This window comes from Psychrobacter sp. ANT_H56B (assembly GCF_008369245.1).
GTDB lineage: Bacteria > Pseudomonadota > Gammaproteobacteria > Pseudomonadales > Moraxellaceae > Psychrobacter > Psychrobacter cryohalolentis.
The window spans coordinates 124,305-150,633 of the sequence record NZ_VOBF01000004.1 but is presented as its reverse complement, the minus strand read 5'-3'; the positions used below and the strand labels follow the sequence as shown (position 1 = coordinate 150,633).

Sequence of the window (26,329 nt, the reverse complement as noted above, 5' to 3'; positions counted from 1 at the left end):
TGTTTTAAATCGTTTGTAAGGATAATAATATGCTTGAATTAATAAAAAGAATGGATGCTAATGCTTCGGTTGATATTTATGACACCTTGACCTTGCCTTATGAGCTGCGTATCCGTGGCCGTCTAAAAGCAGTCAGTGATAATGACCGTAACGTGGGTTTATTTCTTGATCGAGGCCCTGTGCTTCGTCATGGTGATTTGCTACAAGCAAATAGTGGTGAAGTGATTCAGGTTCTTGCTGCTGATGAGCCAGTAGCTAGCGCTTATATCGAAAGCGGTTTACCACTCGCTAGACTTTGCTACCACTTAGGTAATCGACATGTGTCGCTCGCCCTGGGTAGCGATGAAGATGGGCGTCATTGGGTGCGTTTTCCTCCAGATCATGTGCTTGAAGAGCTGGCAGTACTATTGGGAGCCGACTTGATACATCATGACGCACCGTTTGATCCTGAATCTGGTGCTTATGCGCAGGCTGGTCGCGAGCACTCGCACTCAAATAGTCATGCGCATTCTCACTCTCATTCTCATGACCACGACCACGATCATTCTGAACACGACGGTCATAACCATGCGCATTGATGAGCCGTCAAATGCTGTGAGCGATCTGGCATTGTTAGGTTTGATGCAATTAATTAGCCCAGCATTACCTATTGGTGCTTTTGCTTGGTCACAAGGTTTGGAAAGTGCGTTTGAGCTGGGTTGGGTCAATAATGAAGCTCAACTGGGCGAATGGTTGGAAGGCGTTTTAGGAGATGGTTTGACGCGTTGCGAACTGCCTGTCTTAGCACGTTCACAGAGATGTTGGGCAAATAACGACGGTGATGGTTTGGCTTTTTGGAATGACTGGCTACACGCCAATCGGGAAACGGCTGAGCTTAGCGATGAAGACACACGTTTAGGTCAAGCATTGATGCGTTTACTCAACAGTTTAGAGTTGCAGCCACAGACAGCGTTAGGTCATGCCGAGCTACCAAAGGAACCGGGCTATGTCACTTTCTTTGCGTGGACGGCTCATCAAAGGCAGGTGCCTGTACGTCAAGCTCTACTGGGATTTGCTTGGGGCTGGCTAGAAAATCAGCTGGCGGTTGCCTGTAAAGCCCTGCCACTCGGTCATACCGCTGCACAACGTTTGAACGAGACCTTGCGTCCGCAACTGGTGGCGGCAGTTGATAAAGCGTTAGCATTAACTGATGAGCAATTGGGTCCGATTTTACCCGGCTTAGCACTGGGTAGTGCTCAGCATGAAACTCAATATTCACGATTATTTCGAAGCTAAATTATTGCTTCGTTTTTAGATAAGGAAAATATACATGAAACATTGTTTAAGAGTAGGCGTTGGTGGTCCGGTTGGTTCTGGAAAAACAGCTCTATTACGTCAGTTATGTAGTGCGCTAAAAGATCACTATGATATCGCTGTGGTTACTAACGACATCTATACGCGTGAAGATGCTGATTTTTTATTAAAACATGATGCCTTGCCTGCCGATCGTATCTTGGGCGTAGAAACAGGCGGCTGTCCACATACGGCTATCCGCGAAGATGCTTCGATGAATTTGGCCGCTATTGATGATTTGCAAACGCGCCATCCTAACCTAGAGCTGGTGTTAGTAGAGTCTGGTGGCGATAACTTGGCAGCGACCTTTAGCCCAGAGCTTTCTGATTTGACCTTATATGTCATTGACGTCGCTGCTGGTGACAAAATCCCTCGTAAAGGTGGCCCAGGTATCACTAAGTCAGACCTGCTGATTATTAATAAAATTGATATCGCCGAATATGTCCATGCTTCGCTAGATATCATGGAGCGTGACTCAAAGAAAATGCGCGGAGAACGTCCTTTTATCTTCACCAACTTATATGACGGCGTAGGCGTAGAAGAAATCATTAGCTTTATCTTAAAGCAAGGTATGTTGCCTGAGCGTCGTCCTGAAAAGCTAAGCGCCAATGCTTAATGCTTAATTGCTCGCACTTAATAATTACAGTCAGTCCTAAATAAAAAAATGCAAATATTGTCAATCACTACTGGGGTTAATTTTTCTTGCTTGCTGTGGCTACGCAGACAGAGGCTGCGAATAATCAACTCCAGTAGTTCTGTACTCTTTTAAAAGTGGATCAACTATAAGTAGGCGGACAGTACTTCAAAGTACTGACTAGACCAATCAATCAGACAACAGAAAACAAAAAAATAGGAGAGAAAAATGAACAAAATGACTAAATTTCTGCTGACAGCAGGGCTAATGATGACAGCTACTTTGGCGATGGCCCACCCTGGCCATGGCGAGCAGGTGAGCAATGGTTTCCTTAGCGGCTTACTGCATCCGATGATGGGTCTTGACCATTTATTGGCTATGGGCGCGATTGGTTTTTGGAGTATTCGCCAAAACACTACGATGAAACGTGGTACGCCTTTATTTGTCGTAGGTGGCATGATAGCGGGCGCAGGCCTTGCTTGGGCGGGTGTCAGTTTGGCTGGGATAGAGACCGGCATCGCCATGTCTGTATTGCTAGTTGGTGTACTGATCGCTACGTTGGCAAAACTGCCGACTGCTGTTGGTGGAACCTTAGTTGCGCTGTTCATGGTCGCCCACGGTTATGCTCACGGTACTGAAATGACACAAGGTTCAAGCTTATTGCTTTATATGGCTGGCTTCGTTGTCGCAACTTTAGCTATTACCTTTATCGGTCGAGGTCTAGGTACCATGATGCTCAAAGCCGACAATCGTATTACCCGTTCATTAGGCGGCGTGGTTGCTATCATTGGTGGAGTATTAGCTGCTGGCTAATATGTATTAATCAAAAAGTTCTATCTTTTCGCATTAAGCTAAGAAGCCGTAGGGACTTCCTACGGTTTTTTTAGTTTCTCATATTCCTTTTCGCATCTAATAAAGATCTTAAAGCGACGACAGCGGGCTAGATGCCTGCTTCATTAATAAATATATCAAATAGGGATTATCACGATATGAATGATACCATCATAAAATTATCTAGAAACACTGACCGTGCGCCGATTAGCTCAACCTCAACTCAGAGCGTCGCTTTTTCTCATTACAATAATATCTCAGCACAATTACCAAATGATCCGAAGACTGGAACATTAATCGCTGCTGATATCGCAGGACAAGCCAAACAGTGCTTGGATAATATCAAGGCGATTGTAGAAAGCACCGATCATCTCATGGATGATGTGATTAAAATTACTGTATTTTTAAAAGATATTGCAGATATGCAGGCAGTAGATGCTGTCTATCGTACTTTCTTTACCGACTATTTGCCGACACGTAACGTAGTGATGGTCGCAGAGCTGCCTATGGACAATGCGTTAGTACAAATGGATGCATTACTTTCAAATGGTGAAGGCACTCATCCGCAAGCACCTTGCGAGCTAGTAAAAGTGGCAAAAAACACCGATAACGCGCCAATCGATTCCCTATCTACCCAGACAGTTGCTTTTTCTCATTACAATAACGTTTCAGCACAATTACCAATTGATTCTACCTCAGGGCAAATAGTGGCAGGCGGTATAGCAGCGCAGACGGCGCAGTGCCTAACCAATATCAAGGCAATTTTGACTAGTATCGCTGTTGGTGTTGATGACATTGTCAAAATAAATATTAGTCTAACCAACCTTGCTGATATCGCAGCCGTGGATAATGTTTATAGCACTTTTTTCCCAGACACTGCTATTGCCAGAGCCGTCAATTATGTACCAGCGCGTACAGTGACCATGGTTTCAGGGCTACCTATGGGTGCTTTGGTACAGATTGAAGCTGTGGTATCACACGGAGATGGCACACCGCCACAAGCCGTTGAAGATCGACACGGTATCGTGATTAAAGCCAATAATACTGAGCAGGCGCCAATAGATTCTCTATCTACCCAGACAGTTGCTTTTTCTCACTATAATCATCTTTCGGGTCAACTACCTATCAATCCTAAAACGGGTAAGCTTATCGACGGTGATATAAAGGCGCAGACTAAGCAGTGCTTAGAGAATATCAAAGCCATTGTCGAGAGTATCGATCATAAAATGGATGACATCGTTAAAGTAACTATCCAACTCAAAGACATTAGCGATATTGACACGGTCAATGATGTTTATACCACGTTTTTTAACGGTGAGTTGCCCGCTAGGACAGTATTTGGCGTATCAGCAATCCCTATGGATGCATTGATACAAATCGATGCTGTGCTCTCTAATGCCGAAGGTACACCACCTGTAAGATAATGGACATCCAGATTTTGCCATAACAATTGGTTTGACGCGCGTTTGCTAGAGCGTCATAATCAAGTCATGACTAATCACTTAACTTGAATAAAAAAGGCTTTCAAATATTTGGAAGCCTTTTTGTATGTGAAAGATATAACTAAATAGGTAAAAGGAGACAGACAGCGTAAGGTCTAAATAAAAAAGAGTCATTCATATTAGCGCTGTAGCGTTTCGAAATTGAATAGACTATAGTTAGCTAGCAATAGCATTCAGGGAATGTATATCTAAAAAAAGGAATTATAAAATGAAAGGGATTACCCGTTTTTCGAATAGCCTGATGGAGAAGTATTTACCGGATCCATTTTTATTCGTTATTATCTTAACAGTGGTTATTTTTGCACTGGGTTTAGGATTAACTGATTCGTCACCAGTACAGATGGTGGCATTTTGGGGTGAAGGGTTTTGGGCATTACTCGCATTCTCTATGCAAATGGTACTGGTATTAGTCACAGGTTTTGTGTTGGCAAGTAGCCCAATATTTAAAAAAGGGCTAGGTAAACTGGCAAGTTTGGCAAAATCGCCGGGCAGTGCGATTATCTTAGTGACCTTGGTATCCCTTGCAGCAAGCTGGATCAACTGGGGCTTTGGGCTGGTCATTGGAGCGTTATTCGCCAAAGAATTGGCGAAGCGTGTTGAACATGTCGATTACCGTTTATTGATTGCTAGTGCCTATTCTGGCTTTATTATTTGGCATGCTGGGTTTTCGGGATCTATTCCGTTATCTATTGCTACAGAAGGGCACCCGTTCGCTGATAAAATCGGTATTATTCCGACCAGTGCCACTATCTTTGCCAGCTATAACTTAATTATCGTTGTGGCATTAATTATCATCGTTCCTCTATTAAATCGTCTGATGATGCCGAAAAAAGAAGATGCGGTTACCGTCGATCCGAGACTTCTGGTTGATCCAGTTGATGAAGTCTTGCCGGCAAAGTCCGATATGACACCAGCAGAGCGTTTGGAAAATAGCTGGATTCTGTCAATGGTCATCGGCGTATTGGGCATAGCCTTTATTGTCTATTATTTTGTGCAAAACGGCTTTGCTTTGACGCTTGATCTGGTTAACTTTATGTTTTTATTCTTTGGAATTATCTTCCATGGGACGCCTCGCAAGTATTTGATTGCTGTTCAAGAAGCGGTCAAAGGTGCCGGTGCTATTATCGTTCAATTTCCGTTTTATGCAGGAATCATGGGTATGATGACAGCATCGGGCTTAGCAGGCGTGATGTCAGAAGCATTCGTCAATATCTCGTCAGCTGAGACATTACCGCTTTTTGCATTCTTAAGTGCAGGACTTGTCAACTTCTTTGTGCCTTCAGGTGGTGGACAGTGGGCAGTACAAGCGCCCATTATGTTAGAGGCGGCCGAGATGCTTGGCAGTGATCCTGCAAAGGTTGCCATGGCAGTTGCATGGGGTGATGCGTGGACAAATATGATTCAGCCGTTTTGGGCATTGCCAGCCTTGGCAATCGCGGGGTTAAAAGCCAAAGATATCATGGGATTCTGTGTCATCGTCCTGATTGTCAGTGGCGTTGTAATTGGTCTAGGACTCTTGTTTTTATAATTAACACCTAGCACTAGTGGTATAACTTAACGTGTAGACCTTACCTATCAAATAGGTAAGGTCTTTTTTATGAAAATAATTGAACGGTCATGTCTATCGCTGTCTATCTAAAATTGTCCAAATAAGCGACAATACCCGCATAAATTTTAAGCGCATATTAAGAGTGATATATGCGCTTAGAGACGCTCATTTTTTTTGATAGCAGACATTTATTAAATCTAACATATATAAAAGGCCGTCCCAAATGACCAATGATAACCCATATGATTTTTTACCATTACAGTCTACCGGTAGAAACGAGACTGATACTGCCAATACTTACGCGCCCGAAGACATGATCAAGATATACGAGCAGCAATTTCTCATACCAGTGCCTGAAGAGCAGTTGACCGAATTTTTACCTGCTTTAAAGAGCTTCTATGATATTGACAATCATACTCTAGATGTTAGCGCCATTATTTTCGAAGCAATCGCGGATGCGAGTATTATTTACAATCACAAAATAAAAGCAGGGCGCTACCAACTCCTAGAAGGCTTGGTAAAAGAAGAGCTTGAACGTGGCGAAGACGACAAAAATGACTCAGGCGTTGACAGTAATGACAGTGAAGAGGCACTAGCCTATACCCTAGAGTGTAAGCGTACCTTTTTTATTAATGATATAGAGATGCCCTATTATTTTAATTTATTTATTCAGGGCGATAGCTATTCAACATTAACCAAACAAGACACCTTGCTAGAGCAGATGTATTGGTTCGCGAGTGACGGTACCGATGACAACGAGCGCTTAGGGACTATCAATGCGCAGTTAGCTAGCTTAGATATTCGCGCAATGGATCTGACGACGCTCTATCAGATAGTGGATTATGTAGAAGACCACATCATAGATGACCCCATGATAGAAACCCTTAATAAATTATTAGATGATGCTGAGTAGTAAATAACACCAAATAGTTAATCAAACTCTGTATGTGACTTTAAGTTATAACACTTTCTCTTTATACGGTCTGCCAAGGAGAGTGACACGTGGTACATCATAATAACGCCAATATTGAAAGCAAATCAGCATGGGCTGTTTTTCTTATCTTCCTTAGATTGGGGTTGACCTCATTTGGTGGCCCTGTCGCTCATTTGGGCTATTTCCGTGATGAGTTTGTAATACGCCGCAAGTGGCTGACTGAGAATAGCTATGCCGATTTAATCGCGCTCTGTCAGTTTTTACCAGGACCTGCCAGCAGCCAAGTTGGCATTGCTATCGGGTTATCTCGAGCAGGATATACGGGCGCGCTTGCTGCTTGGACTGGTTTTACCTTACCCTCTGCCATAGTGCTTATGTTGTTTGCCATAGGTATTAGCAGTTATGGGGATATTGTTCCACTTGGTGTATTGCATGGTTTAAAGGTCGCGGCAGTGGCTGTGGTTGCGCAAGCGGTATGGGGTATGGGGAAAAATCTCTGTACCGATGTTGCGCGAATCTCTATCATGGCGCTGGCTGCTTGTTTTGTACTTTTGGTGCCTTCTGCATTAGCTCAAGTAAGCGTTATTGCGATTGCCGCCATTATTGGGCTGCTATGGTTCAAACCTGAAAAAGTGATTGCTCATGACCCGCTTCCTATTACTGTGAGACGTCGGACTGGGCTTGTTTGGTTGTTCTTGTTTTTTTTATTGCTCATTGGCTTACCGCTGCTGACTGCATTGTATCCAAGCCAAACCCTATCTATGGTAGATACCTTTTTTCGTGCAGGATCACTTGTATTTGGTGGCGGACACGTAGTATTGCCATTATTACAGGCTGAGATTGTTCCCGCAGGCTGGATAAGTAATGATACTTTCTTAGCAGGTTACGGAGCTACGCAAGCAGTGCCAGGACCTTTATTTACCTTCGCAGCATTTCTAGGTAGCTCGATGAATCAAGCTCCTAGTGGCTGGCTAGGAGGGGTGATTTGCTTGATAGCAATCTTTGCGCCGTCATTTTTATTGGTTATGGGCGCACTGCCATTTTGGGAGAGTCTACGCCAAAATCTGCGCACAAGAGCCGCACTATCTGGTATCAATGCAGCGGTCGTTGGTTTGTTATTGGCAGCGCTTTATCAGCCTGTATGGACAAGCGCTATCATTGAAGCAAAAGATTTTGGTCTGGCATTGGTCGCGCTCATTGCTTTGATGTTCTGGAAATTCCCTGCTTGGCTGGTAGTGATTGGCTGCGGAGCTGCTGGATGGTTATTAACACTATAAGATGGCAATTGAGGTGGTACTAATGACAGACAACTATTTGTATATCGAGCAAATACATTCAGAAATTTCTAATTTTAAAAATTGCTCATTATTAAGCAGTTTTTTCTAATTTTGGAAGGTTTAACTCTCTCAAGAGTCACCACATGAAGTTACGTTTCAACATCCACCTCAAACGGTAAAGCCGAAATTCATCAAATTTATCTTTACCGTTTATGCAGCATAGCTCAAGGTTATTGATAACGCTAAAATAGAGCAGGATAAATGACCCATAATAAGATAAACTGCCCCGCGAGCGCTGATTGGATTCGATATATTTCGGACTGGGCAGACGCACTTAATCAGTTATAAAAGAACATTGATAAAAGATTATTGATATAAGGTACATCACGATGGAACAAGCACAAAGCGCGGTAGAAAAAAGACCTGTATTCATGCCTAGAGTGAACAGTGATAATTTGGTAAAAACAGACATGGTTCGGTTTGAGCGCCATGTGGGATTTGCGAGTCGGCAAAAGAAAAAATCTATCAATGATATGCATCAAGTTATTCGCAAAAAATATGGCTTTAATCACGTTTTAGAGCTGTCGAGTAAATCGGGTAATAAGTTGAGTTTTTTACTCAGCCCTTTGAGTCTAAAGCTAACTAATGAGAATGGTGGCGAGCAGTATAGTGTCGAAAACGCCTTCCAAAGCAGTATGGTTTTTGAGGACGGTGGCCCCTATATTGACTTGCTAAGTGCACCGCCAAGACAAGCCAAAAAAGATGAGCGGTTAATCACCTCGGGTGAACTCATTGGCTATAATTATTTCGGTATGGAGTGGAGTGTAGAGCCATTAACAACGTTTTATGATTGGTTGTATGTGAATGCGCTAAAGCAAAACCCTCAGCTGCATGAAGAGGTCATGCAATATCAAGCCTTTACTGATATGGAGTTTAATCCAAAGAAATCTATCCATGGTGCAGCTTATGCACTGGCTATGTTTGTGGCGCTCAATAAACGAGAGCTACTGGATAATGTTGAAGATCCAGCGGTATTTTTTAACTTATATCATGACTTTAAAGTGAGTAACACCGAGGAGCTTTTGGAAGCAGGTTGGATCTGATAACTAGACCAGCGCTCAATTTAGTATAAGAAATTGGTTAACCAATGTTCTTGCTAGGCTGTAGTGGCATACTAACCTTAGACTGTGCTTAAAAGAAGCGATGTGATACGAATTACCACATCTATTATCATGGAAGAAAATAAAAATAGACTATGAAAACTGATACCAATCCTTCGCTTGCGTTTAGAAGATATCCTTCGACGACTGCGCTGCAATGCTTCGAGACAGCGGCTCGTCACCTAAGCTTTACTAATGCCGCCTTAGAGCTGCATATGACGCAAAGTGCGATTAGTAAGCAAGTGGCACAGTTAGAAGAGATGCTGAATATCTCTTTGTTTTATCGTACCTCGCAGCGTATTTCGTTAACGCCTGCCGGCAAAGCTTACTATATCGATGTACTAAGTATTCTTAAGCATATCGAGACTGCGACGACCAATTTGATGTCGCATAGCAGTAATTTGGAAGTGCTAAAAATGGTCTCGCATCCCACTTTTTGTGCACGTTGGCTGATTCCTGCGCTTCACGGCTTTAGTCAGGAAAATCCTTTAATTAGGCTGGATATTAAAGAGCAGGTAGGTCCATTTTTCTCCGAAGAGCATGATATCGATATTGCGTTTTTATACGGTGAAGGGACGTGGTCAGGGATGCAAAATGTTAAATTGTTTGATGAGTACTGTGTGGCGGTTTGTCGGCCTGATTATTTGCAAGGTAAAGACTTGCAACCGCAGCAGTCGGACAGCTATGTGCTGCTACAGCTGAGCTCACGTCCTAGCGCATGGTATGAGTACTTTAAGCAGCAGCAGATTAGCTTGGATGGTACGTTTGTAGGCCCACGCTTCGATACGTTTCATGCCTGTATTTCGGCAGCATTAACCGGTTATGGCGTTGCCTTGGTGCCGTTACGTTTGGTGGCTCCTGAGCTACAATCGGGTCAGCTGGTGATGGCTTGGCATTATGCGGCTAAGGGGAGAGGGGCTTACTATATGTCTTATCCTTTATCGCTTGGCAACTCGCACAAGACCAAAGTGATGCAAGAGTGGATTGCACGCTACTTAGAGACGTCCAGTCAGAGTCAGGTGGAGTTAGCCAGTTTGCTTGGCATCACTTGTACGAGTGTCAGCCATGGATAACGACAGTAATGTGATTAACCGCTAAAAGCCAGTGGTGAAAAAAACAATCGCTCCAATCAGACACGATGACAAAAAGGAATGCCCGCCCAACTATTATTCGTTTGCCCAAATCCTAGGTTTTTGTTGAAATGAGCGTCTAACTCAAGGAAGATGAGAGACGTTCATGGATTCGTTGTATAACGTTACCGATGCATTCACCATGGTGCATCCAGTGACCCTTAGCAAAGGTAAAAATGCGCACGTTTGGGATACGAATGGCAAGCGCTATATTGATTTCGTCGGTGGTATCGGCGTATTAAATTTTGGTCATTGTCATCCGCATATCGTGGACGCTATCATCGATCAATCACAAAACCTCATTCACTACGCCTACAATGCGGCAGGTCACCTGCCTTACCAAAAGCTCATGCCGAGACTTTGCGATTTAGTTCCTATTGCAGGCGAGCTTGCAGGCATGTTAACCAATTGCGGCGCCGAAGCAACCGAAAACGCGATCAAAATTGCCCGTATGAAGACTGGTCGTGTCGGTGTGATTGCTTTTGATGGCGGTTTTCATGGCCGTACCCTCGCAGCTGTCAACCTTAATGGTAAAGTGGCCCCGTATAAACGCGGCCTTGGCCCTCTTGCCGGCAGTGTCTATCATATTCCATTCCCAAGCCCTGACAATGATATCAGTGACGAGCAAGCCATTGACGCTTTGCTGCGCCTGTTCGAAGTTGAAACGGATATTGCTAATATCGGCGCTATTATCGCAGAGCCTGTACAAGGCGAGGGCGGTTTTCAATTAATGTCGCCAAAATTTGCTCAATATTTACGTAAATTCTGTGATGATCATGGCATCTTGCTCATTATGGATGAGATTCAGTCAGGCTTTGGGCGTGCGGGTATGCCGTTTGCTTTTAGTCATCTGGGTATTGAGCCTGATATGGTATTGCTGGGTAAAAGTATTGCTGGCGGTATGCCATTAGGTGCTGTGATTGGTAAAGCTAGTGTGATGAATGACCTGCCAAAGGGCAGCTTGGGTGGTACATATTCTGGCAACCCAGTAGCATGTGCTGCTGCCAATGCCACGCTCGATATCATGACAGAAGATGCCGTATGGGACTCTGCAAAACACTATCAGCAGACTATTGAATCGACGATAGCGCAGTGGCAACAAGAGGGTCTAACGCCTTGGTTATATGGACTAACAGGTATCGGCGCTATGCGCGGTATTGAACTGCGTCATCCATCTCACGGTACGCACCCAAGCGTGATGGCTTATGTCTTGGCGGAAGCTCGTAAGCAAGGGCTGCTATTGATGCCTAGTGGCAAATACCGCCACATTATTCGCTTATTACCACCATTAACGATTGAGCCTGAAACCTTACAAGAAGGCCTTGATATCCTAAAAGCCATCCTAGCATCTATCCCAAATGAGCTGCCGATTTAGTAAATACGTTTGTTTATAGCTCCTATGTGAGCTACATAAAGCCGCCATCATTTTTAACTATTATTCATTTTTCATTATAAGCAGTTTAAGGGGAATAACCGTGAGTTTAGACCATTCAAGTTCAAACCAACAAGCTATGAGCGGTGATGATATTCGTCATCATTTTTCGCTCGCTATGTCAAATATGTATCAAAAAGAAGTGCCGCTATATACTGATCTTATGAATCTTGTCGCTGAGGTTAATCAGGATGTATTGAACAAGCAACCTGAGATTGCTGAACAGCTTAAGAATACTAATGAAATTGATAGACTCAGCATGGAGCGCCATGGAGCGATTCGATTGGGTACTGCGGCAGAGCTTACGATGATGCGTCGTTTGTTTGCAGTCATGGGCATGCACCCGGTCGGTTACTATGATCTAGCGCCTGCTGGCGTGCCAGTGCATTCTACAGCGTTTCGCGCGATTGATACGGCATCGCTCAATAATAGCCCGTTTCGCGTATTTACCTCATTATTGCGTTTAGATTTGATTGGTGATGCGACGCTCAAGCAACAAGCCCAAGCGGCACTGGATGCGCGCTGTATCTTTACCAATAACGCGATCAAACTGATTGAAGTTTATGAAAACGAGGGCGGTCTAACAAATGAGCAGGGTGAGAAATTTGTCCAAGAAGCGCTCGATACTTTCCGCTGGCATGAGCAGTCGCTTATCTCGAAAGATATATATGAGCAGTTGGCAGGTCAGCATCAACTGATTGCCGATGTGGTTGGGTTTAAAGGACCACATATTAATCATTTGACCCCAAGGACGCTAGATATTGATGCCGTCCAACAAGGTATGAAGAGCCGAGGGTTTACACCAAAAGCCATCATTGAGGGACCGCCACGCCGTTACTGTCCTATTCTTTTGCGCCAGACCAGTTTTAAGGCATTAGTAGAAGCAGTGAGTTTTAAAGATGCTGACGGTCAGTATGAATCCGGTCAGCATACTGCCCGCTTTGGTGAGATTGAGCAGCGCGGTGTAGCCCTGACCCCAAAAGGCCGTGCCCTTTACGACCAATTGCTAACCGAAGCTCGTGAAAAATTGGGTATGACCCCAAATGAAGACAATGCTGAGCAATATTATCGATTATTAAGTGAATCTTTTGCCGCTTTTCCAGACGATTATAAGACACTGCATCATGAGCAGCTTGCTTATTTCCTTTATCAAGTAGCTGATAAAGAGGCTTTTGCAAACCACATTATAGATTCACCGTCAAACGAGCTCTCTGCTGCCGATCTGCAAAGCCTGATTGAGCAAAGTATCATTCTTATTGAGCCGATTGTTTATGAAGACTTTTTGCCTGTGAGTGCAGCTGGTATCTTCCAGTCCAATCTTCATAGTGATAGCGAGAACAGCTATGAGGGTCAGTCTAATCAACAAGAGTTTGAGCAAGCCTTAGGCATGCGTGTGCAAGATGAATTGGCATTATATGCGCAGCGGCAGAACGAGAGTCTACAAGCGTGTTTGGCCTCATTACGACAAGTGGCTTAAAGCAACTTATGGTTAAAAGACAAAACAGTGGCGCAGTTAAAAAATTGTTTTAGGCCAGTAAGGATTAATCTGCTTTAATACAGTGAAAAGGATATCAGTCAATATATTGATTCATTAAGACTTTATCCACTAAGTTTAGAATGCCATTCCAAAAATGAATGACAGCAAGAAATTTATTATTTTGCAACTTGAGCGACGGCAGGGTAGTTTATAGATCTGCACGGACGTAACGAAATACTATACAAAGGAGTCAGTATGATTAAGCAATACATGTCAGCCATGGGCGTCGATGAAAGCCAGTACCAAGCAGGCGATTTCGCAGTCCATAGCCCTATCGATGGTGAAGTCATCGGTAAGGTCGCTTTGCATCAAGTGAATGATGTCGACACACAAATACAAGATGCTAAAAAAGCCTTCAAAGAATGGCGTACAGTGCCTGCTCCTAAGCGTGGCGAATTGGTCCGTATTTTAGGCGAAGTGCTCCGTGAGCACAAAGAAGATCTAGGCGCGCTAGTTTCTCTAGAAGCCGGTAAAATCAAAGAAGAAGGTCTAGGCGAAGTCCAAGAGATGATCGATATCTGCGACTTTGCAGTAGGTCTGTCTCGTCAGCTTTATGGTTTGACTATCGCCTCAGAGCGTCCTGGTCACCACATGCGCGAAACTTGGCAGCCATTAGGTGTCATCGCGGTCATCTCAGCTTTTAACTTTCCCGTTGCTGTTTGGTCATGGAACACGGCGCTAGCCTTGGTCTGTGGTAATCCTGTGATCTGGAAACCTTCAGAAAAAACCCCTTTAACTGCCATTGCTTGCCAAGCTCTATTCGAGAAAGCCCTAGCCAAATTTGGCGATGCGCCTGCCAATCTATCTCAGCTCTTATTGGGTGAAGCTGATGTTGGTAATGCGTTGGTTGAGCATAAAGATGTGGCTCTCGTCAGTGCGACGGGCAGCACACGTATGGGCAGAATCGTAGGGCCAAAAGTCGCTGAGCGTTTCGGTAAGTCTTTGCTAGAGCTTGGTGGTAACAATGCCATGATTCTAACGCCAAGTGCTGATTTAGACCTAGCCTTACGTGGCATTTTGTTCTCAGCTGTTGGTACTGCGGGTCAACGCTGTACCTCGCTACGCCGTCTATTCGTCCACGAATCCGTGAAAGACGACATCTTGCCACGCGTAAAAGCCGCTTATTCAACAGTGAGCATTGGTCATCCACTAGAAGGCAACTTGGTTGGTCCACTTATCGACGAAGATAGCTTTAATAACATGCAAGACGCCTTGACCAAAGCCCGTGCAGCCGGCGGTACGGTCACTGGTGGCGAGCGCGTCTTACAAGATAAGTATCCAAACGCTTACTACGTGACGCCAGCCATCGTTGAGATGGATGCGCAAAATGATGTCGTCCGTCATGAGACTTTTGCACCGATCTTATATGTCATGACCTATACAGACTTTGACGAAGCTTTAGAGCTGCAAAATGACGTGCCACAGGGTTTATCTTCTTGCGTCTTTACCAATGACTTGCGTGAAGCTGAGCTGTTCTTAAGCGCCCGCGGTAGTGACTGTGGTATTGCCAACGTTAATATCGGTACCAGCGGTGCTGAGATTGGCGGTGCATTTGGCGGCGAAAAAGAAACTGGCGGTGGTCGTGAGTCAGGCTCTGATGCGTGGAAAAACTACATGCGTCGTCAGACCAATACGGTCAACTACTCAACTGAGCTACCACTAGCACAAGGTATTAATTTCGGTTAATGCAAGCCATAGTTGCTAATGTAAAAGTGTGTTTTTAGCCAGTTAAGCGCGCGTTATGTGCGCTTAACTGCCCTTAGCGTTACTTGTATCCTTTTAAATTCTGTTTTGAATCTATTTTTAGACCGTCAATAAGCCGCAAAGATAGCGGATAGCCGTTTGAATTAAGATTACTGTTTAACGCTTTTTAACGCTCTATTTTTTAAATCCTTTTAATGATTCATGAATATCTTTCAAATATTTATTTTGATTGATGGCAATACTTTATTCTTTAACATGATTATTAAGTTATTGTTTTAATTGATTATTTAATATAAATGCATTGAGAGAAGTGACTTAGTTTACTAGATTGGTTTGTATCTGACCAATGAGTAACACCGTACGATGACTATATACCAATGGATTTGGTTTTAACTACTAGGATAGGTAGATATATTATGATTGCAGATAAACCTCACAAACCGCATGACCCTGATATCGAAGGTTATGATCCTTCTTCTAGCTTCCTGCTAGATATTGCCCCACTGATATTGACTGCCATTATTTTAATGGTGCAATTTTTTGTCTTTAAAGATTTTACTCCGCATATTCCGCTAGCATGTGGCATCTTGATCACCGGTCTGTTCATGAAGTTACGTGGGCGCAGCTGGGACGGTATGGAAGAGCGTTTTTTAAAGGTTGTGAAAATTGGTCTGCCTGCCATGATCATCTTGATGGGTGTAGGGATGCTCATCGGTGCTTGGATTATCGCTGGTACCGTACCCACTATTTTATACTACGGCTTTAGCGTTTTTTCTCCCTCCTCATTCCTAGTCTCTGTTTGTCTTATTTGTGCCATTATTTCAGTAGCAACGGGTACCTCGTGGGGCACGGTTGGTACAGTCGGTTTAGCTATGATGGGTATCGGTCTGGGATTAGGTATTCCTCCTTCACTCACAGGTGGTGCCATCGTCTCTGGTGCTTTTTTTGGCGACAAAATGTCTCCGTTGTCTGACACCACGAACTTAACACCAGCTGCTGCCGGCGTGGATCTTTGGGACCATATCCGTGGCATGTTGCCGACGACTGTACCTGCCATGGTTACAGCTCTGATTCTCTATGCTTGGATTGGTATGAGCTACGGCGCAGACAATGTCGATCTCACCTCAATCAAAGAAATACAAACCTCATTAGCAGCGAACTATAATCTGAGCATTATTACTTTATTACCTGCTGTTGTCGTCGTCATTGCAGCTGTTATGAAAATGCCAGCCATTCCAACGGTATTGTCAGGTGTGGTAGTCGCAGGTCTTGTCGCATTCTTTATGCAAGGCGTTGGTGTCCATGACATCTTTAACGTCCTACAAAATGGCTTTAAAAGTGAGACCGGCTTTGCTGTGGTCGATCAACTGTTGTCTAAAGGTGGCGTGATGTCCATGACTTGGGTCGTGACCTTAACTATCTTTGCACTAGCTTTTGTCGGTTCAATTGAGCATTACGGTACATTAAAAGCCATCATGGCCAAAATCAACAACATGGTGAAATCGAGATTTGGTTTAGTGATTACGACTTATGCCAGTACCATCGGTGTTGGTACGCTTATCGGTGATGTCTATACCACGCTAGTCTTACCGGGTCGTCTGCTCAAAGATAAGTATAAAGAGATGGGTTACAAGCGCACGACGCTTACTCGCTCTATCGAAGATACGGGTACGCTGTTATCGCCACTCATTCCTTGGAACATGGGCGGTAGCTTTGTCGCGGCAACCCTAGGTATTGCGACCTTAACTTACGCGCCATTCGCCTTTGCCTGTTGGTTATCACCATTGTTTGGCTTGCTATGGGTCGTCTTAAATAAATTTATTCCTCGTGAAGAACCGACTGTCATCGATAACACAAGCACGCTCTCTACCGTAGAAAACGTATAATTTAGAAGGAACTTGAGATGTTGCAAGAGCAATGTTTGTGGAGCGTCACTGCGCCCAAAACTCACCACTACGATACCCTAAAGAGCGAAACGCAAACAAGAGTTTGTATCATCGGCGGTGGTTATACTGGGCTGTCTGCTGCGATTCATCTGGCAGAGCAAGGAGTGGCGGTGGTGTTACTAGAGAGTAAGATCATCGGTAGCGGCGGCTCAGGACGCAATGTGGGTTTTGTGAATGCCGGTACTTGGGCCCGTCCTGATGACCTCAATAAAATCATGGGAGAAGAGATTGGTGAACGTTTAGGGACTGCGCTCGGTCATGCGCCAAGTCTCGTGTTTGACATCATCGATCGCCATAATATTGACGCAAAGGATACGCGTACGGGCAATATTCATATGGCACACAATGCCAAGGGTGAAGCCGATGTAGATATCCGCTACGATCAGTTGATACGTCGCGGTGTTCATGCCGAGGTATTGACCGGTGCGCGCTGTCATGAATATTGTGGTACAACCAGTATCAATAAAGCCTTGCTCGATCATCGTGCGGGCACTATTAACCCATCCGCATACGTCAATGGCTTAGCGGCAGCCGCGACTAAACTGGGCGTACATATCTATGAGCACTCGGCGGTAACTTCAGTTGAGAAGTCTGATGGTAATTGGTATGTGCGTACGGCTGATGCGGCGGTGAAAGCTGAAAAAGTCATCATCGCGACCAATGCTTATACTGAAGGCGAATGGACAGATATTAAGAAGACGTTCTATTTGGTTGATTATTATCAAATTGCCTCTGAGCCATTGACCGGTAAAGTGGCAGATCGAATATTGCCTTATAAAACAGGCGCTTGGGATACGCGCTTGGCCTTGTCCAGTATTCGCCGTGATAACGAGGGTCGTTTGCTCCTTGGCACGGTCGGTGGCAAAGCCATGAAGTCTAAAACCTTCTATCAAAACTGGGCGAATGTCGTACAAAAGAGCTATTTCCCAGATCTGCCTAAATTTAAGTGGCAGTATGAGTGGTACGGTCACTTTGGCTTTACGCAAGACCATATCATGCGTATCTTTGAGCCAGAAGACGGTATCCTTGCCGCGACTGCATACAATGGGCGTGGGATTACTACAGGTACTATGATTGGTAAATGCTTTGCCGATTATATTATCTCAGGTGACCGCGACGTCTTGCCATTACCCTTTAAGACCGTTAAAGAAGCTAAGGTGAGCATGTCGGGACTGCGTTCGGGCTATACGGAGCTGGGGCTGACTTTGTATCATATGGGTCAATGTCTCAAAATCATAGCCTAGTTTTTTGACGCAGGGCGTTGTGTTTATTTATTGCCGCCGCTGATTTGGCGGAGAGATTAAGTGAACGGCACGCTGCTTTTATTTATTTGGAGTGTATATTGTGAATGCTGTTTCAGCACTGCCTACTTTAGAAGCTATGCATACAGAAGCTGGGCATGCTTCAACCATGCTAGCATTGACTCAGCAACTATTGTCTATATTGCAAGAACAGCATGGTTATGATGTATCGCAGATTAAGACAGATGCCGTGAGCTTAGAGCATTGGGGTAAAGACTGGACCAAACATTTTGCGCCAGCACCCTCTGCAATCGTATTTCCGAAATCTACTGAGCAAGTCCAAGCCCTAGTAAAATTGGCAAATGAGCACAATATTGTCATCACACCGAGTGGTGGTCGTACTGGACTATCGGCAGGTGCAGTCGCTAGCAATGGCGAGATAGTTGTCAGCCTAGATAAGATGAATAAGATTGGTCAGTTCTATCCGGCTGATCGTTTGGTAGAGGTAGAAGCCGGTGTGATTACTGAGCAGCTACAGCAGTTTGCTGAAGCGCAGGATTTGTATTACCCGGTCGATTTTGCCTCAGCAGGTTCAAGTCAGATCGGTGGTAATATTGGTACCAATGCGGGCGGGATTAAAGTCATTCGCTATGGCATGACACGTCAATGGGTAATGGGTCTCACTGTCGTGACGGGCAAAGGTGATATACTTAAGCTCAACCGCGGCATGATTAAAAATGCTACTGGTTATGATTTACGTCAATTATTTATTGGCGCTGAAGGCACATTAGGTATCGTCACCGAAGCACAAATGAAGCTCAACCGTCCACCCCAAGATTTGACCGTGATGGTGCTCGGCATGGATGAATTTGACCATGTGATGCAGGTGTTAGCGGCTTTTCAAGCACAAATTGATTTGACTGCGTTTGAGTTCTTTGATGAGGTGGCGATTGATAAATTAATGGCGACTGGGCATGTGCAAGAGCCGTTTGAAGCTCGAACCAAATACTACGTTTTATTAGAATTCGAAGCGCCGTATGAGCCGATTATGGATAAGGCGATGGCTATCTTTGAAGACTGTATGGAGAATGGCTGGGTCGTCGATGGGGTGATGAGTCAGAGTATGGCTCAGGCGATGGACTTATGGAAGCTGCGCGAGTATATCTCTGAGACGATTTCAGTATTCACGCCGTATAAAAATGACATATCAGTACTCATCAGCCATGTGCCAAACTTTATCTATGATATAGAAACGATCGTAAACGCTAAATATTCAGATTTTGAGATTTGCTGGTTTGGACATATTGGTGATGGCAACTTGCATCTTAATATTCTAAAGCCTGAGAATTTATCGAAAGATGAATTCTTTGGGCAATGCCAAACGGTGAATGATTCTATCTTTGAGGTAGTGCAGAAGTATGGCGGTTCGGTCTCAGCAGAACATGGCGTGGGTATGACTAAAAAGCCTTATCTACACTATAGCCGTAGCGAAACCGAGATTGATTATTTGCGTGAGATTAAGAAAGTGCTCGATCCCAATGGTATTATGAATCGCGGCAAGATTTTTGATCTCTAGTTGAGTGGTATCGTAATCAACTAAGACTTATTTTTAATAAAAACTATAAGGAACCCTCATGCATATTTTAGACAGCAAAACGGTAAAGAGTCAATTGACAATGACCATGGCTATCGACTCAATCGAGCAGCTGTTGACTCTACAAGCGCAGCATCCAGAGTGGATTAAGTGCCCTGAGCGCTTGGTCATTCCGACTTTCACTGCCAGTGACAAAAACAGTGGCTCACATCTATCGATGCCTTCAGTATTGTTCGACGGTCATGAAGAATTTGCTATCGTTAAACTGGTCACCATTTGTCCAGATAATCCAAAGCGCAATCTACCGACGACTACCGCTGTGGTGAGTGTCTCAAACAATGATACGGGTGAAATCCTTGCCTTTATGGACGGTGTTTATGTCACTCAAGTACGTACGGCAGCGCTATCAGGTATCGCGAGCAAGTATCTAGCAAAGCCAGATAGCCAGCAAGTGTCAGTCATCGGCTGTGGCGGAATGGCGTATGAGCAGCTGAATGCTGTGCTCACTGTATGTCCAAATATCAAAACAGTCACGCTATGGAATCGAACCGCTAAGGGTGCAAATACCTTTAAAACACAGTTTTCTGAACAGTATCCAGAATGGTCGGTCACCATCGAAGTCTGCGCAGATATCGCGAGCGCTGTAAAAGATGCCGATGTGATTAACTTGGCAACTCGCGCAACCGAAGGCTTGTTTGAGATAAACCAAATCAAAGCCGACGCGCATATTAATGCGGTAGGCGCTTATCAACCTGAGATGAAAGAAGTCAGTGATTCCGTCATTGAAGCCTGCTCACATGTCTTTATCGATGATATCGCGGGCGGACGTCATGAAGCAGGCGATTTGATTCAGGCGGATGCTGCTGAAGGTTGCAGTTGGACTTGGGAAGATTTAAGTGGCGATTTAGCGGACTTGGTCACAAAAAACATGACCATCGACCAAGATAAAAATGGTATAACCCTGTTCAAATCTGTTGGGGCCGCCAGCTTTGACGCGGCAGTCGCTTTGAAAGTTGCTCAAAAGGCTAAAGACGAAGGTCTGGGTCAGCTTATTACTTGGGGGTAGTGATATGCGCTATGACGTTATTGTAATTGGTGCCGGCATAGTAGGAACCTCTATCGCTTGGCATTTGCAGAAAAACAACGCTCAAGTTCTTTTGTTAGATAAAAAATGCCCAGGAGAAGAAACCTCCTATGGTAATGCCGGTATCATTACAAGAGAGGCGGTAAATACAAAACCGTTCCCTAGAAGTTTTAAGGAGATATCTAGAATATTGCCCAATAAAAGTGCTGATATTCGATACCGTTGGTCTGCAATATATCGTCTTCAGCGCCCGCTATTACAATATTGGATTCACTCAAGTCCAAAAAACGTTAAAAAGATCGATGACGAGTGGGCTACGCTCATTCAGCATTGTACAGACGAGCATGAGCCTATGATTAGAGCGTCAGGCGCTGATGAACTGGTCAGTAAAATAGGTTGGATTGAGCTTCATCGTCATTCATATAGCTTTGAAAAAGCAATTAATAAAGCGGTAAAAGCTGCCGATAAAGGCGTGGAGTATCAGGTTCTATCGCTAGCAGAGCTCCAAGCGCTAGAGCCAAATGTGAACTTCATAGATTATATCGGCGGTATACACTGGAAAAACTCTTGGCAGATAAAAAATTCCGGCAGTCTGGTGAAAGCATATGCTAAAAATTTTGAAGCAATGGCAGGAGAGATAAAACAATCTACCGTAAAAAATATGATACAGACAGAAGACGGCTGGCAGGTCATTACCGATAGCGAAACCTATTTATGTCAGAATTTGGTCATTGCTGCTGGTCCTTGGTCAGCTGATCTCATTAAGCCGTTGGGTTATGAAATCCCTCTATTTCCTATGCGTGGCTACCATCAACACTTTAAAAGCACCGACCAAAACGCATTTTCTCACAGCTTATTTGATGTAGATAAAGGGTTTGTGATGGGCACAATTGATCAAGGCGTGAGAATCACGACTGGCGCTGAAATGGCATTGTTAGATGATCCAAAAGACTTTAATCAGTTAGAGACTGTACTGACTTTTGCAAAAAAAGTGTTGCCGCTTGATGCTGCTGTTGAATCTGAAGCATGGTGTGGGACAAGACCCTGCATGCCAGACATGAAGCCAGTTATTGGGCCTGCATCAAAACACGATAATTTATGGTTTGCTTTTGGTCATGCTCATCAAGGTCTGACACTTGGACCGGTGACAGGACGTCTCATTGAAGAAATGATTCATGGTAAGCCATTATTTATTGATGCTCGGCCGTTTAGTAGTAAACGCTTTGATTCCAATCTTTAAAAAACGTAGATCTTAATAAACGTACCTTTTAACCCCGCTAGACCACCTTTTTAATGTCCTTTACAGGTTTAATATTTACTAAGTCTGTCGTCAAAACATCCGCTACCCCCTCCTTTTTCTACTATAAAACTAGCAGCATGAATTTTATTCATGTTATGTTTAAATAGTATCGTTTTTATTCATGTAATGTTTTAGGTATGATTCATCCCATACAGAAATTCGGTTTTATCTCAGTTAATGAGATTAGGGTAGGGGATTACCATGAGCAAAAAATTTACATATTCCATCTCAAGCATTCGTTTTGATGAAAACTATCAACCTGCAGACAGCACCCGTCTGACGACGAATTTTGCAAATTTGGCGCGTGGCGAGAGTCGTCAAGAGAACTTACGCAAAACGCTGACTATGATAAATAATCGTTTTAATGATTTAGCACATTGGGATAATCCGACAGCCGACCGTTATTCTGTTGAAGTTGATATCATTTCTGCAGACTTGGATATTGAAGGCAATGGTCATACATTCCCAGTCATCGAAACGCTAAAGACAACGATTATTGATCATAAAGAGAACAGACGTATTGACGGTATGATTGGCAACAGCTTCTCATCTTATGTGCGCGATTATGATTTTAGCATCGTATTGCCAGCACATTTCGATAACCATCCTGCATCGCCACCACCAGCCGATTTTGGCGATTTGCACGGTAAACTGTTTCAACATTTATTGAACTCAGAGGCGTACCAAGCCAATTTTAATAAACAACCGGTGATTTGCCTAAGCGTTTCAAGTAGTAAAACCTATCATCGTACGGGCAATCAGCATCCTGTATTAGGGATTGAATATAGACAAGATGGCTGCGCTTTGAACAAAGGATCATTGACCGATGAATACTTTTCCACAATGGGCTTGACGGTGCGCTATTTTATGCCTGCTGGTAGTGTGGCACCTTTAGCATTTTATTTTTCTGGTGACTTGCTGACTGATTACACCGATCTTGAGCTAATCAGTGCGATCAGTACCATGGAGACCTTCCAAAAAATTTATCGACCTGAAATTTACAATGCCAATTCCACCGCCGCTCAAATATATCAACCCAGCTTAAAGTACCAAGATTATTCACTGACGCAAATTGTGTATGATCGCGCGGAGCGCAGCCAGATGGCAGTGACACAAGGTAAATTTACGGAAGACGAGTTCATTAATCCTTACCAAGACATTCTTGAAGAATGGGCGACAAGCTATGATGTTGCAAGCGAGACTGTTCAAAGAGAAGCGGCTCAAAAAGAAATGGCTAAAAAACAGGCAGCCTAAGCAATTCAACTCCAGCCAAAATATAGAATACAAATTAATAAGAAGATGAATCACATGACAATATTATTACCGACACAAAAATTATTACCGACCTCAACAGCGGGCAGCTTACCGAAACCTTCTTGGCTGGCAGAACCTGAGAAAATCTGGTCACTATGGGCATTAGAAGGGGAGCAATTGCTCGAAGCCAAACAAGATGCGCTACGTTTAACATTGCAAGAACAGCGTCATGCAGGGATTGATATTGTCAGTGATGGCGAGCAGACGCGTCAGCATTTTGTCACCACTTTTATTGAACATCTTGATGGCGTCGATTTTGAGAATCGTAAAACCGTTAAAATTCGTGATCGTTATGATGCGAGTGTGCCGTCAGTCGTTGAGGCGGTGAGCCGTCAAAAGCCTGTTTTTGTTGAAGATGCCAAGTTTTTACGTCAGCAAACCGATCAGCCGATCAAATGGGCACTGCCTGGTCCGATGACGATGATTGATACCTTATATGATGGTCATTATAAAAGCCGTGAAAAATTGGCATGGGAATTTGCTAAAATATTGAATCAAGAAGCCAGAGAATTAGAAGCGGCGGGTGTAGATATCATTCAATTCGATGAGCCAGCGTTTAACGTGTTCTTTGATGACGTCAACGACTGGGGTATCGCTACTTTAGAGCGCGCCATAGAAGGTCTAAAGTGTGAGACGGCGGTGCATATATGCTACGGCTACGGCATCAAAGCCAATACCGATTGGAAAAAGACACTGGGTTCGGAGTGGCGTCAATATGAGCAAGCCTTTCCAAAATTGCAGCAGTCTAATATCGATATTGTCTCTTTAGAGTGTCAAAACTCACATGTACCGATGGATTTGATAGAACTCATTCGCGGTAAAAAAGTGATGATTGGTGCCATTGATGTGGCAACCAATAACATTGAGACCCCTGAAGAGGTGGCTGATACACTACGCAAAGCCCTGCAATTCGTCGATGCGGACAAACTTTACCCGTCCACCAACTGCGGCATGGCACCGTTGTCGCGCCAAGTGGCACGCGGTAAATTGAACGCATTAAGTGCAGGCGCGGCAATCGTGCGTCAAGAGCTAATGGCTTAGGATTTACCGACTAAACTTATGCAAAATTTAGCTTTTGTAGGTTGGGTCTTTAACTCCGCCTATAAAAGCTTGTTTAAGCTCATGAGTGACCTCAGTTATCAATGTACTTACCGATTTAACATTTAGGATTGCAGCAATGAGTAAAGATGTGATTGAAGCAACCGACTTTAGAGATGCCATGTCTTTGTTGACGACCGCCGTTAATGTAGTCACCACCAAAGGGCAATCTGGTCTACATGGGTTTACTGCCTCGGCGGTATGTAGCGTCACCGATACACCGCCAACCTTGCTGGTCTGTATGAATCAAAAGTCTCGCTCACATGCCCATTTTCTTGAAAATAAAACTTTAAGTGTCAATGTATTGGGTGCACAGCATGAGCCTATATCTAATGCCTTTGCTTCTAAATTATGCTCAGAAGAGCGCTTTGGGCACGGTGCTTGGACGACATTAGCTACAGGTGCGCCTATTTTAGAAGATGCATTGGTCAGTTTTGACTGTGAGATTGAGGATATTCAGCAAGTTGGCACGCACAGTATCTTTATGTGCCGAGTTGTCGCCATAAAACAAGGCTATCAACAAAGCAGTGCTGATGAAAGCTTGGTTTATTTCAACCGTGCTTACCATCAAGTAGGTCAGGTAGAAATCGTTTAAGCTGACTTTCTGACATTGATTATGTAATTGTCATCTAACTATAGTCAGCTCAATATCAAGCCGATACAGTGAAACTGGAATGGATTTTTTGTAGCCTCTGTCGGCGTAGGCACAGCAAGCTAGAAAAAATTGTACCAGTTTCACCTTGTCAGATAACGTATTCATTTTATTTTGTATCGACTATAAAACTATCATTTAACCGAGAAGTAACTATCCTGTGGAACTAATCATTTTTTTAATAATAGGCGCTATAGCAGGATTTGCTGCAGGGCTTTTTGGTGTGGGCGGCGGCACGATTATCGTACCACTGTTATTTATCGTCTTTACCCAAATGGATTACAGTCCTGACAGTATCATGCATTTGGCGTTAGGTACGTCGTTGGCAACCATCATTGTTACCTCTATCAGCTCGCTCATGGCGCACAATAAAAAGGGCGCAGTCATGTGGCCGGTTTTTAAAAACCTGGCACCAGGCTTAGCGATTGGTTGTTTTTTAGGGGCAGGGATTGCAGGACAGATATCTGGGCTGTATCTTCAGCTTATCGTTGGTGTGTTTTTGCTATGGGTCGCTTATAAGATGTTTTTCGGTGGCAAAAAACAAGTCGTTAATCATGCTGATGATGTCAATGGCGCTAATACGGAACTGCCTTCAAAACCTAAGCAGCTAGCAGCAGGCGGGATTATTGGTATTGCTTCTGCCATTTTCGGTATTGGCGGCGGTAGCTTAACCGTACCTTATTTAACGCGTTACGGTGTGGTCATGCAAAAAGCCGTTGGCACATCAGCAGCGTGTGGCTTGCCCATTGCCATCGCTGGAGCGTTAGGCTTTATGTTCTTTGGCATGCAGCAACAAGTTGATGTGCCCAATACCATTGGCTTTGTCCACATTTATGCCTTTTTAGGGATTAGTATCATGAGCTTTTTCACTGCAAAGCTAGGTGCAAAAGTCGCCCATATACTATCACCAGAGCTTTTAAAAAAATGCTTTGCGGTATTATTAACCGTGGTTGGGTGTTATTTCCTTTTTAAAGGGCTGATTTAGGTATTCATAGTCGTTGCTCTAAAAGGCAAAGCTTGCGAACTGAGCTACCCAAAAAGCACATAGTGAAATGCATTATCATGATCTAAATAATCC

General features: G+C 44.0%; 22 protein-coding genes. All 22 read left to right on the top strand.

What is annotated here, in order from left to right:
• Positions 1-29: 29 nt before the first annotated feature.
• The 22 genes from ureE (at position 30) to FQ082_RS07230 (ending at position 26,236) form a co-directional block, all read left to right on the top strand.
• Positions 30-578, top strand: a complete 549-nt coding sequence (ureE, locus tag FQ082_RS07335; protein WP_149492601.1) for an urease accessory protein UreE — start codon at positions 30-32, stop codon at positions 576-578.
• Positions 526-1,275, top strand: a complete 750-nt coding sequence (locus FQ082_RS07330; RefSeq protein ID WP_262498177.1) for an urease accessory protein UreF — start codon at positions 526-528, stop codon at positions 1,273-1,275. The genes ureE and FQ082_RS07330 overlap by 53 nt, the downstream gene beginning before the upstream one ends.
• Positions 1,276-1,309: 34 nt before the next feature.
• Positions 1,310-1,948, top strand: a complete 639-nt coding sequence (gene ureG, locus FQ082_RS07325; protein WP_149492599.1) for an urease accessory protein UreG — start codon at positions 1,310-1,312, stop codon at positions 1,946-1,948.
• Positions 1,949-2,194: 246 nt separating this feature from the next.
• Positions 2,195-2,779 (top strand): HupE/UreJ family protein, encoded by a 585-nt coding sequence (locus tag FQ082_RS07320; RefSeq protein WP_149492598.1) that lies wholly within the window; start codon positions 2,195-2,197, stop codon positions 2,777-2,779.
• A 176-nt stretch (positions 2,780-2,955) separates the two neighbouring features.
• Positions 2,956-4,221: a RidA family protein gene (locus tag FQ082_RS07315; protein WP_149492597.1), complete on the top strand. Its 1,266-nt coding sequence runs from the start codon at positions 2,956-2,958 to the stop codon at positions 4,219-4,221.
• Positions 4,222-4,507: 286 nt separating this feature from the next.
• Positions 4,508-5,827: a short-chain fatty acid transporter gene (locus tag FQ082_RS07310; RefSeq protein ID WP_149492596.1), complete on the top strand. Its 1,320-nt coding sequence runs from the start codon at positions 4,508-4,510 to the stop codon at positions 5,825-5,827.
• 244 nt (positions 5,828-6,071) lie between these two features.
• On the top strand, positions 6,072-6,761 hold the full coding sequence (locus FQ082_RS07305; RefSeq protein WP_149492595.1) for a hypothetical protein: 690 nt from the start codon (positions 6,072-6,074) through the stop codon (positions 6,759-6,761).
• A gap of 89 nt (positions 6,762-6,850) precedes the next feature.
• Positions 6,851-8,059 (top strand): chromate efflux transporter, encoded by a 1,209-nt coding sequence (gene chrA, locus FQ082_RS07300; RefSeq protein WP_149492594.1) that lies wholly within the window; start codon positions 6,851-6,853, stop codon positions 8,057-8,059.
• Positions 8,060-8,448: 389 nt separating this feature from the next.
• Positions 8,449-9,162: a DUF6977 family protein gene (locus FQ082_RS07295; protein ID WP_149492593.1), complete on the top strand. Its 714-nt coding sequence runs from the start codon at positions 8,449-8,451 to the stop codon at positions 9,160-9,162.
• Between the two features lie 152 nt (positions 9,163-9,314).
• Complete coding sequence (locus tag FQ082_RS07290) at positions 9,315-10,292, top strand: LysR substrate-binding domain-containing protein (protein ID WP_149492592.1); 978 nt, start codon at positions 9,315-9,317, stop codon at positions 10,290-10,292.
• A 163-nt stretch (positions 10,293-10,455) separates the two neighbouring features.
• Positions 10,456-11,724: an aspartate aminotransferase family protein gene (locus FQ082_RS07285; protein ID WP_149492591.1), complete on the top strand. Its 1,269-nt coding sequence runs from the start codon at positions 10,456-10,458 to the stop codon at positions 11,722-11,724.
• A 136-nt stretch (positions 11,725-11,860) separates the two neighbouring features.
• Positions 11,861-13,258, top strand: a complete 1,398-nt coding sequence (locus tag FQ082_RS07280) for a VOC family protein (RefSeq protein WP_149492636.1) — start codon at positions 11,861-11,863, stop codon at positions 13,256-13,258.
• A gap of 255 nt (positions 13,259-13,513) precedes the next feature.
• Complete coding sequence (locus tag FQ082_RS07275) at positions 13,514-15,004, top strand: aldehyde dehydrogenase family protein (RefSeq protein WP_149492590.1); 1,491 nt, start codon at positions 13,514-13,516, stop codon at positions 15,002-15,004.
• A 434-nt stretch (positions 15,005-15,438) separates the two neighbouring features.
• On the top strand, positions 15,439-16,908 hold the full coding sequence (nhaC, locus tag FQ082_RS07270; RefSeq protein WP_149492589.1) for a Na+/H+ antiporter NhaC: 1,470 nt from the start codon (positions 15,439-15,441) through the stop codon (positions 16,906-16,908).
• 17 nt (positions 16,909-16,925) lie between these two features.
• A complete protein-coding gene (locus FQ082_RS07265) occupies positions 16,926-18,212 on the top strand; it encodes an NAD(P)/FAD-dependent oxidoreductase (protein ID WP_149492588.1) in 1,287 nt (428 codons plus the stop codon).
• 166 nt (positions 18,213-18,378) lie between these two features.
• Positions 18,379-19,785, top strand: a complete 1,407-nt coding sequence (locus FQ082_RS07260) for an FAD-binding oxidoreductase (protein WP_262498180.1) — start codon at positions 18,379-18,381, stop codon at positions 19,783-19,785.
• A 58-nt stretch (positions 19,786-19,843) separates the two neighbouring features.
• Positions 19,844-20,869 carry an ornithine cyclodeaminase family protein gene (locus FQ082_RS07255; protein WP_149492587.1) on the top strand — a complete coding sequence of 342 codons (1,026 nt, stop codon included), beginning with the start codon at positions 19,844-19,846 and terminating at the stop codon, positions 20,867-20,869.
• Positions 20,870-20,873: 4 nt separating this feature from the next.
• The gene (locus FQ082_RS07250; RefSeq protein WP_149492586.1) at positions 20,874-22,127 is read left to right on the top strand and encodes an NAD(P)/FAD-dependent oxidoreductase; all 1,254 of its coding nucleotides are present in this window, start codon (positions 20,874-20,876) and stop codon (positions 22,125-22,127) included.
• Between the two features lie 261 nt (positions 22,128-22,388).
• Entirely contained in the window at positions 22,389-23,441 is a 1,053-nt protein-coding gene (locus FQ082_RS07245) for a DUF1852 domain-containing protein (protein ID WP_149492585.1), read from the top strand.
• A 54-nt stretch (positions 23,442-23,495) separates the two neighbouring features.
• Complete coding sequence (locus FQ082_RS07240; RefSeq protein ID WP_149492584.1) at positions 23,496-24,542, top strand: methionine synthase; 1,047 nt, start codon at positions 23,496-23,498, stop codon at positions 24,540-24,542.
• A gap of 148 nt (positions 24,543-24,690) precedes the next feature.
• Complete coding sequence (locus FQ082_RS07235; protein WP_188018927.1) at positions 24,691-25,194, top strand: flavin reductase; 504 nt, start codon at positions 24,691-24,693, stop codon at positions 25,192-25,194.
• A 217-nt stretch (positions 25,195-25,411) separates the two neighbouring features.
• Positions 25,412-26,236, top strand: a complete 825-nt coding sequence (locus tag FQ082_RS07230; protein WP_149492583.1) for a sulfite exporter TauE/SafE family protein — start codon at positions 25,412-25,414, stop codon at positions 26,234-26,236.
• Positions 26,237-26,329: the final 93 nt, after the last annotated feature.

What these genes read in the sequence shown, in the direction of transcription:
- ureE (WP_149492601.1), top strand. Translation starts at nt 30, where the DNA reads ATGCTTGAATTAATAAAAAGAATGGATGCTAATGCTTCGGTTGATATT.
- FQ082_RS07330 (WP_262498177.1), top strand. Translation starts at nt 526, where the DNA reads ATGACCACGACCACGATCATTCTGAACACGACGGTCATAACCATGCGC.
- ureG (WP_149492599.1), top strand. Translation starts at nt 1,310, where the DNA reads ATGAAACATTGTTTAAGAGTAGGCGTTGGTGGTCCGGTTGGTTCTGGA.
- FQ082_RS07320 (WP_149492598.1), top strand. Translation starts at nt 2,195, where the DNA reads ATGAACAAAATGACTAAATTTCTGCTGACAGCAGGGCTAATGATGACA.
- FQ082_RS07315 (WP_149492597.1), top strand. Translation starts at nt 2,956, where the DNA reads ATGAATGATACCATCATAAAATTATCTAGAAACACTGACCGTGCGCCG.
- FQ082_RS07310 (WP_149492596.1), top strand. Translation starts at nt 4,508, where the DNA reads ATGAAAGGGATTACCCGTTTTTCGAATAGCCTGATGGAGAAGTATTTA.
- FQ082_RS07305 (WP_149492595.1), top strand. Translation starts at nt 6,072, where the DNA reads ATGACCAATGATAACCCATATGATTTTTTACCATTACAGTCTACCGGT.
- FQ082_RS07295 (WP_149492593.1), top strand. Translation starts at nt 8,449, where the DNA reads ATGGAACAAGCACAAAGCGCGGTAGAAAAAAGACCTGTATTCATGCCT.
- FQ082_RS07290 (WP_149492592.1), top strand. Translation starts at nt 9,315, where the DNA reads ATGAAAACTGATACCAATCCTTCGCTTGCGTTTAGAAGATATCCTTCG.
- FQ082_RS07285 (WP_149492591.1), top strand. Translation starts at nt 10,456, where the DNA reads ATGGATTCGTTGTATAACGTTACCGATGCATTCACCATGGTGCATCCA.
- FQ082_RS07280 (WP_149492636.1), top strand. Translation starts at nt 11,861, where the DNA reads ATGAGCGGTGATGATATTCGTCATCATTTTTCGCTCGCTATGTCAAAT.
- FQ082_RS07275 (WP_149492590.1), top strand. Translation starts at nt 13,514, where the DNA reads ATGATTAAGCAATACATGTCAGCCATGGGCGTCGATGAAAGCCAGTAC.
- nhaC (WP_149492589.1), top strand. Translation starts at nt 15,439, where the DNA reads ATGATTGCAGATAAACCTCACAAACCGCATGACCCTGATATCGAAGGT.
- FQ082_RS07265 (WP_149492588.1), top strand. Translation starts at nt 16,926, where the DNA reads ATGTTGCAAGAGCAATGTTTGTGGAGCGTCACTGCGCCCAAAACTCAC.
- FQ082_RS07260 (WP_262498180.1), top strand. Translation starts at nt 18,379, where the DNA reads ATGCTAGCATTGACTCAGCAACTATTGTCTATATTGCAAGAACAGCAT.
- FQ082_RS07255 (WP_149492587.1), top strand. Translation starts at nt 19,844, where the DNA reads ATGCATATTTTAGACAGCAAAACGGTAAAGAGTCAATTGACAATGACC.
- FQ082_RS07250 (WP_149492586.1), top strand. Translation starts at nt 20,874, where the DNA reads ATGCGCTATGACGTTATTGTAATTGGTGCCGGCATAGTAGGAACCTCT.
- FQ082_RS07245 (WP_149492585.1), top strand. Translation starts at nt 22,389, where the DNA reads ATGAGCAAAAAATTTACATATTCCATCTCAAGCATTCGTTTTGATGAA.
- FQ082_RS07240 (WP_149492584.1), top strand. Translation starts at nt 23,496, where the DNA reads ATGACAATATTATTACCGACACAAAAATTATTACCGACCTCAACAGCG.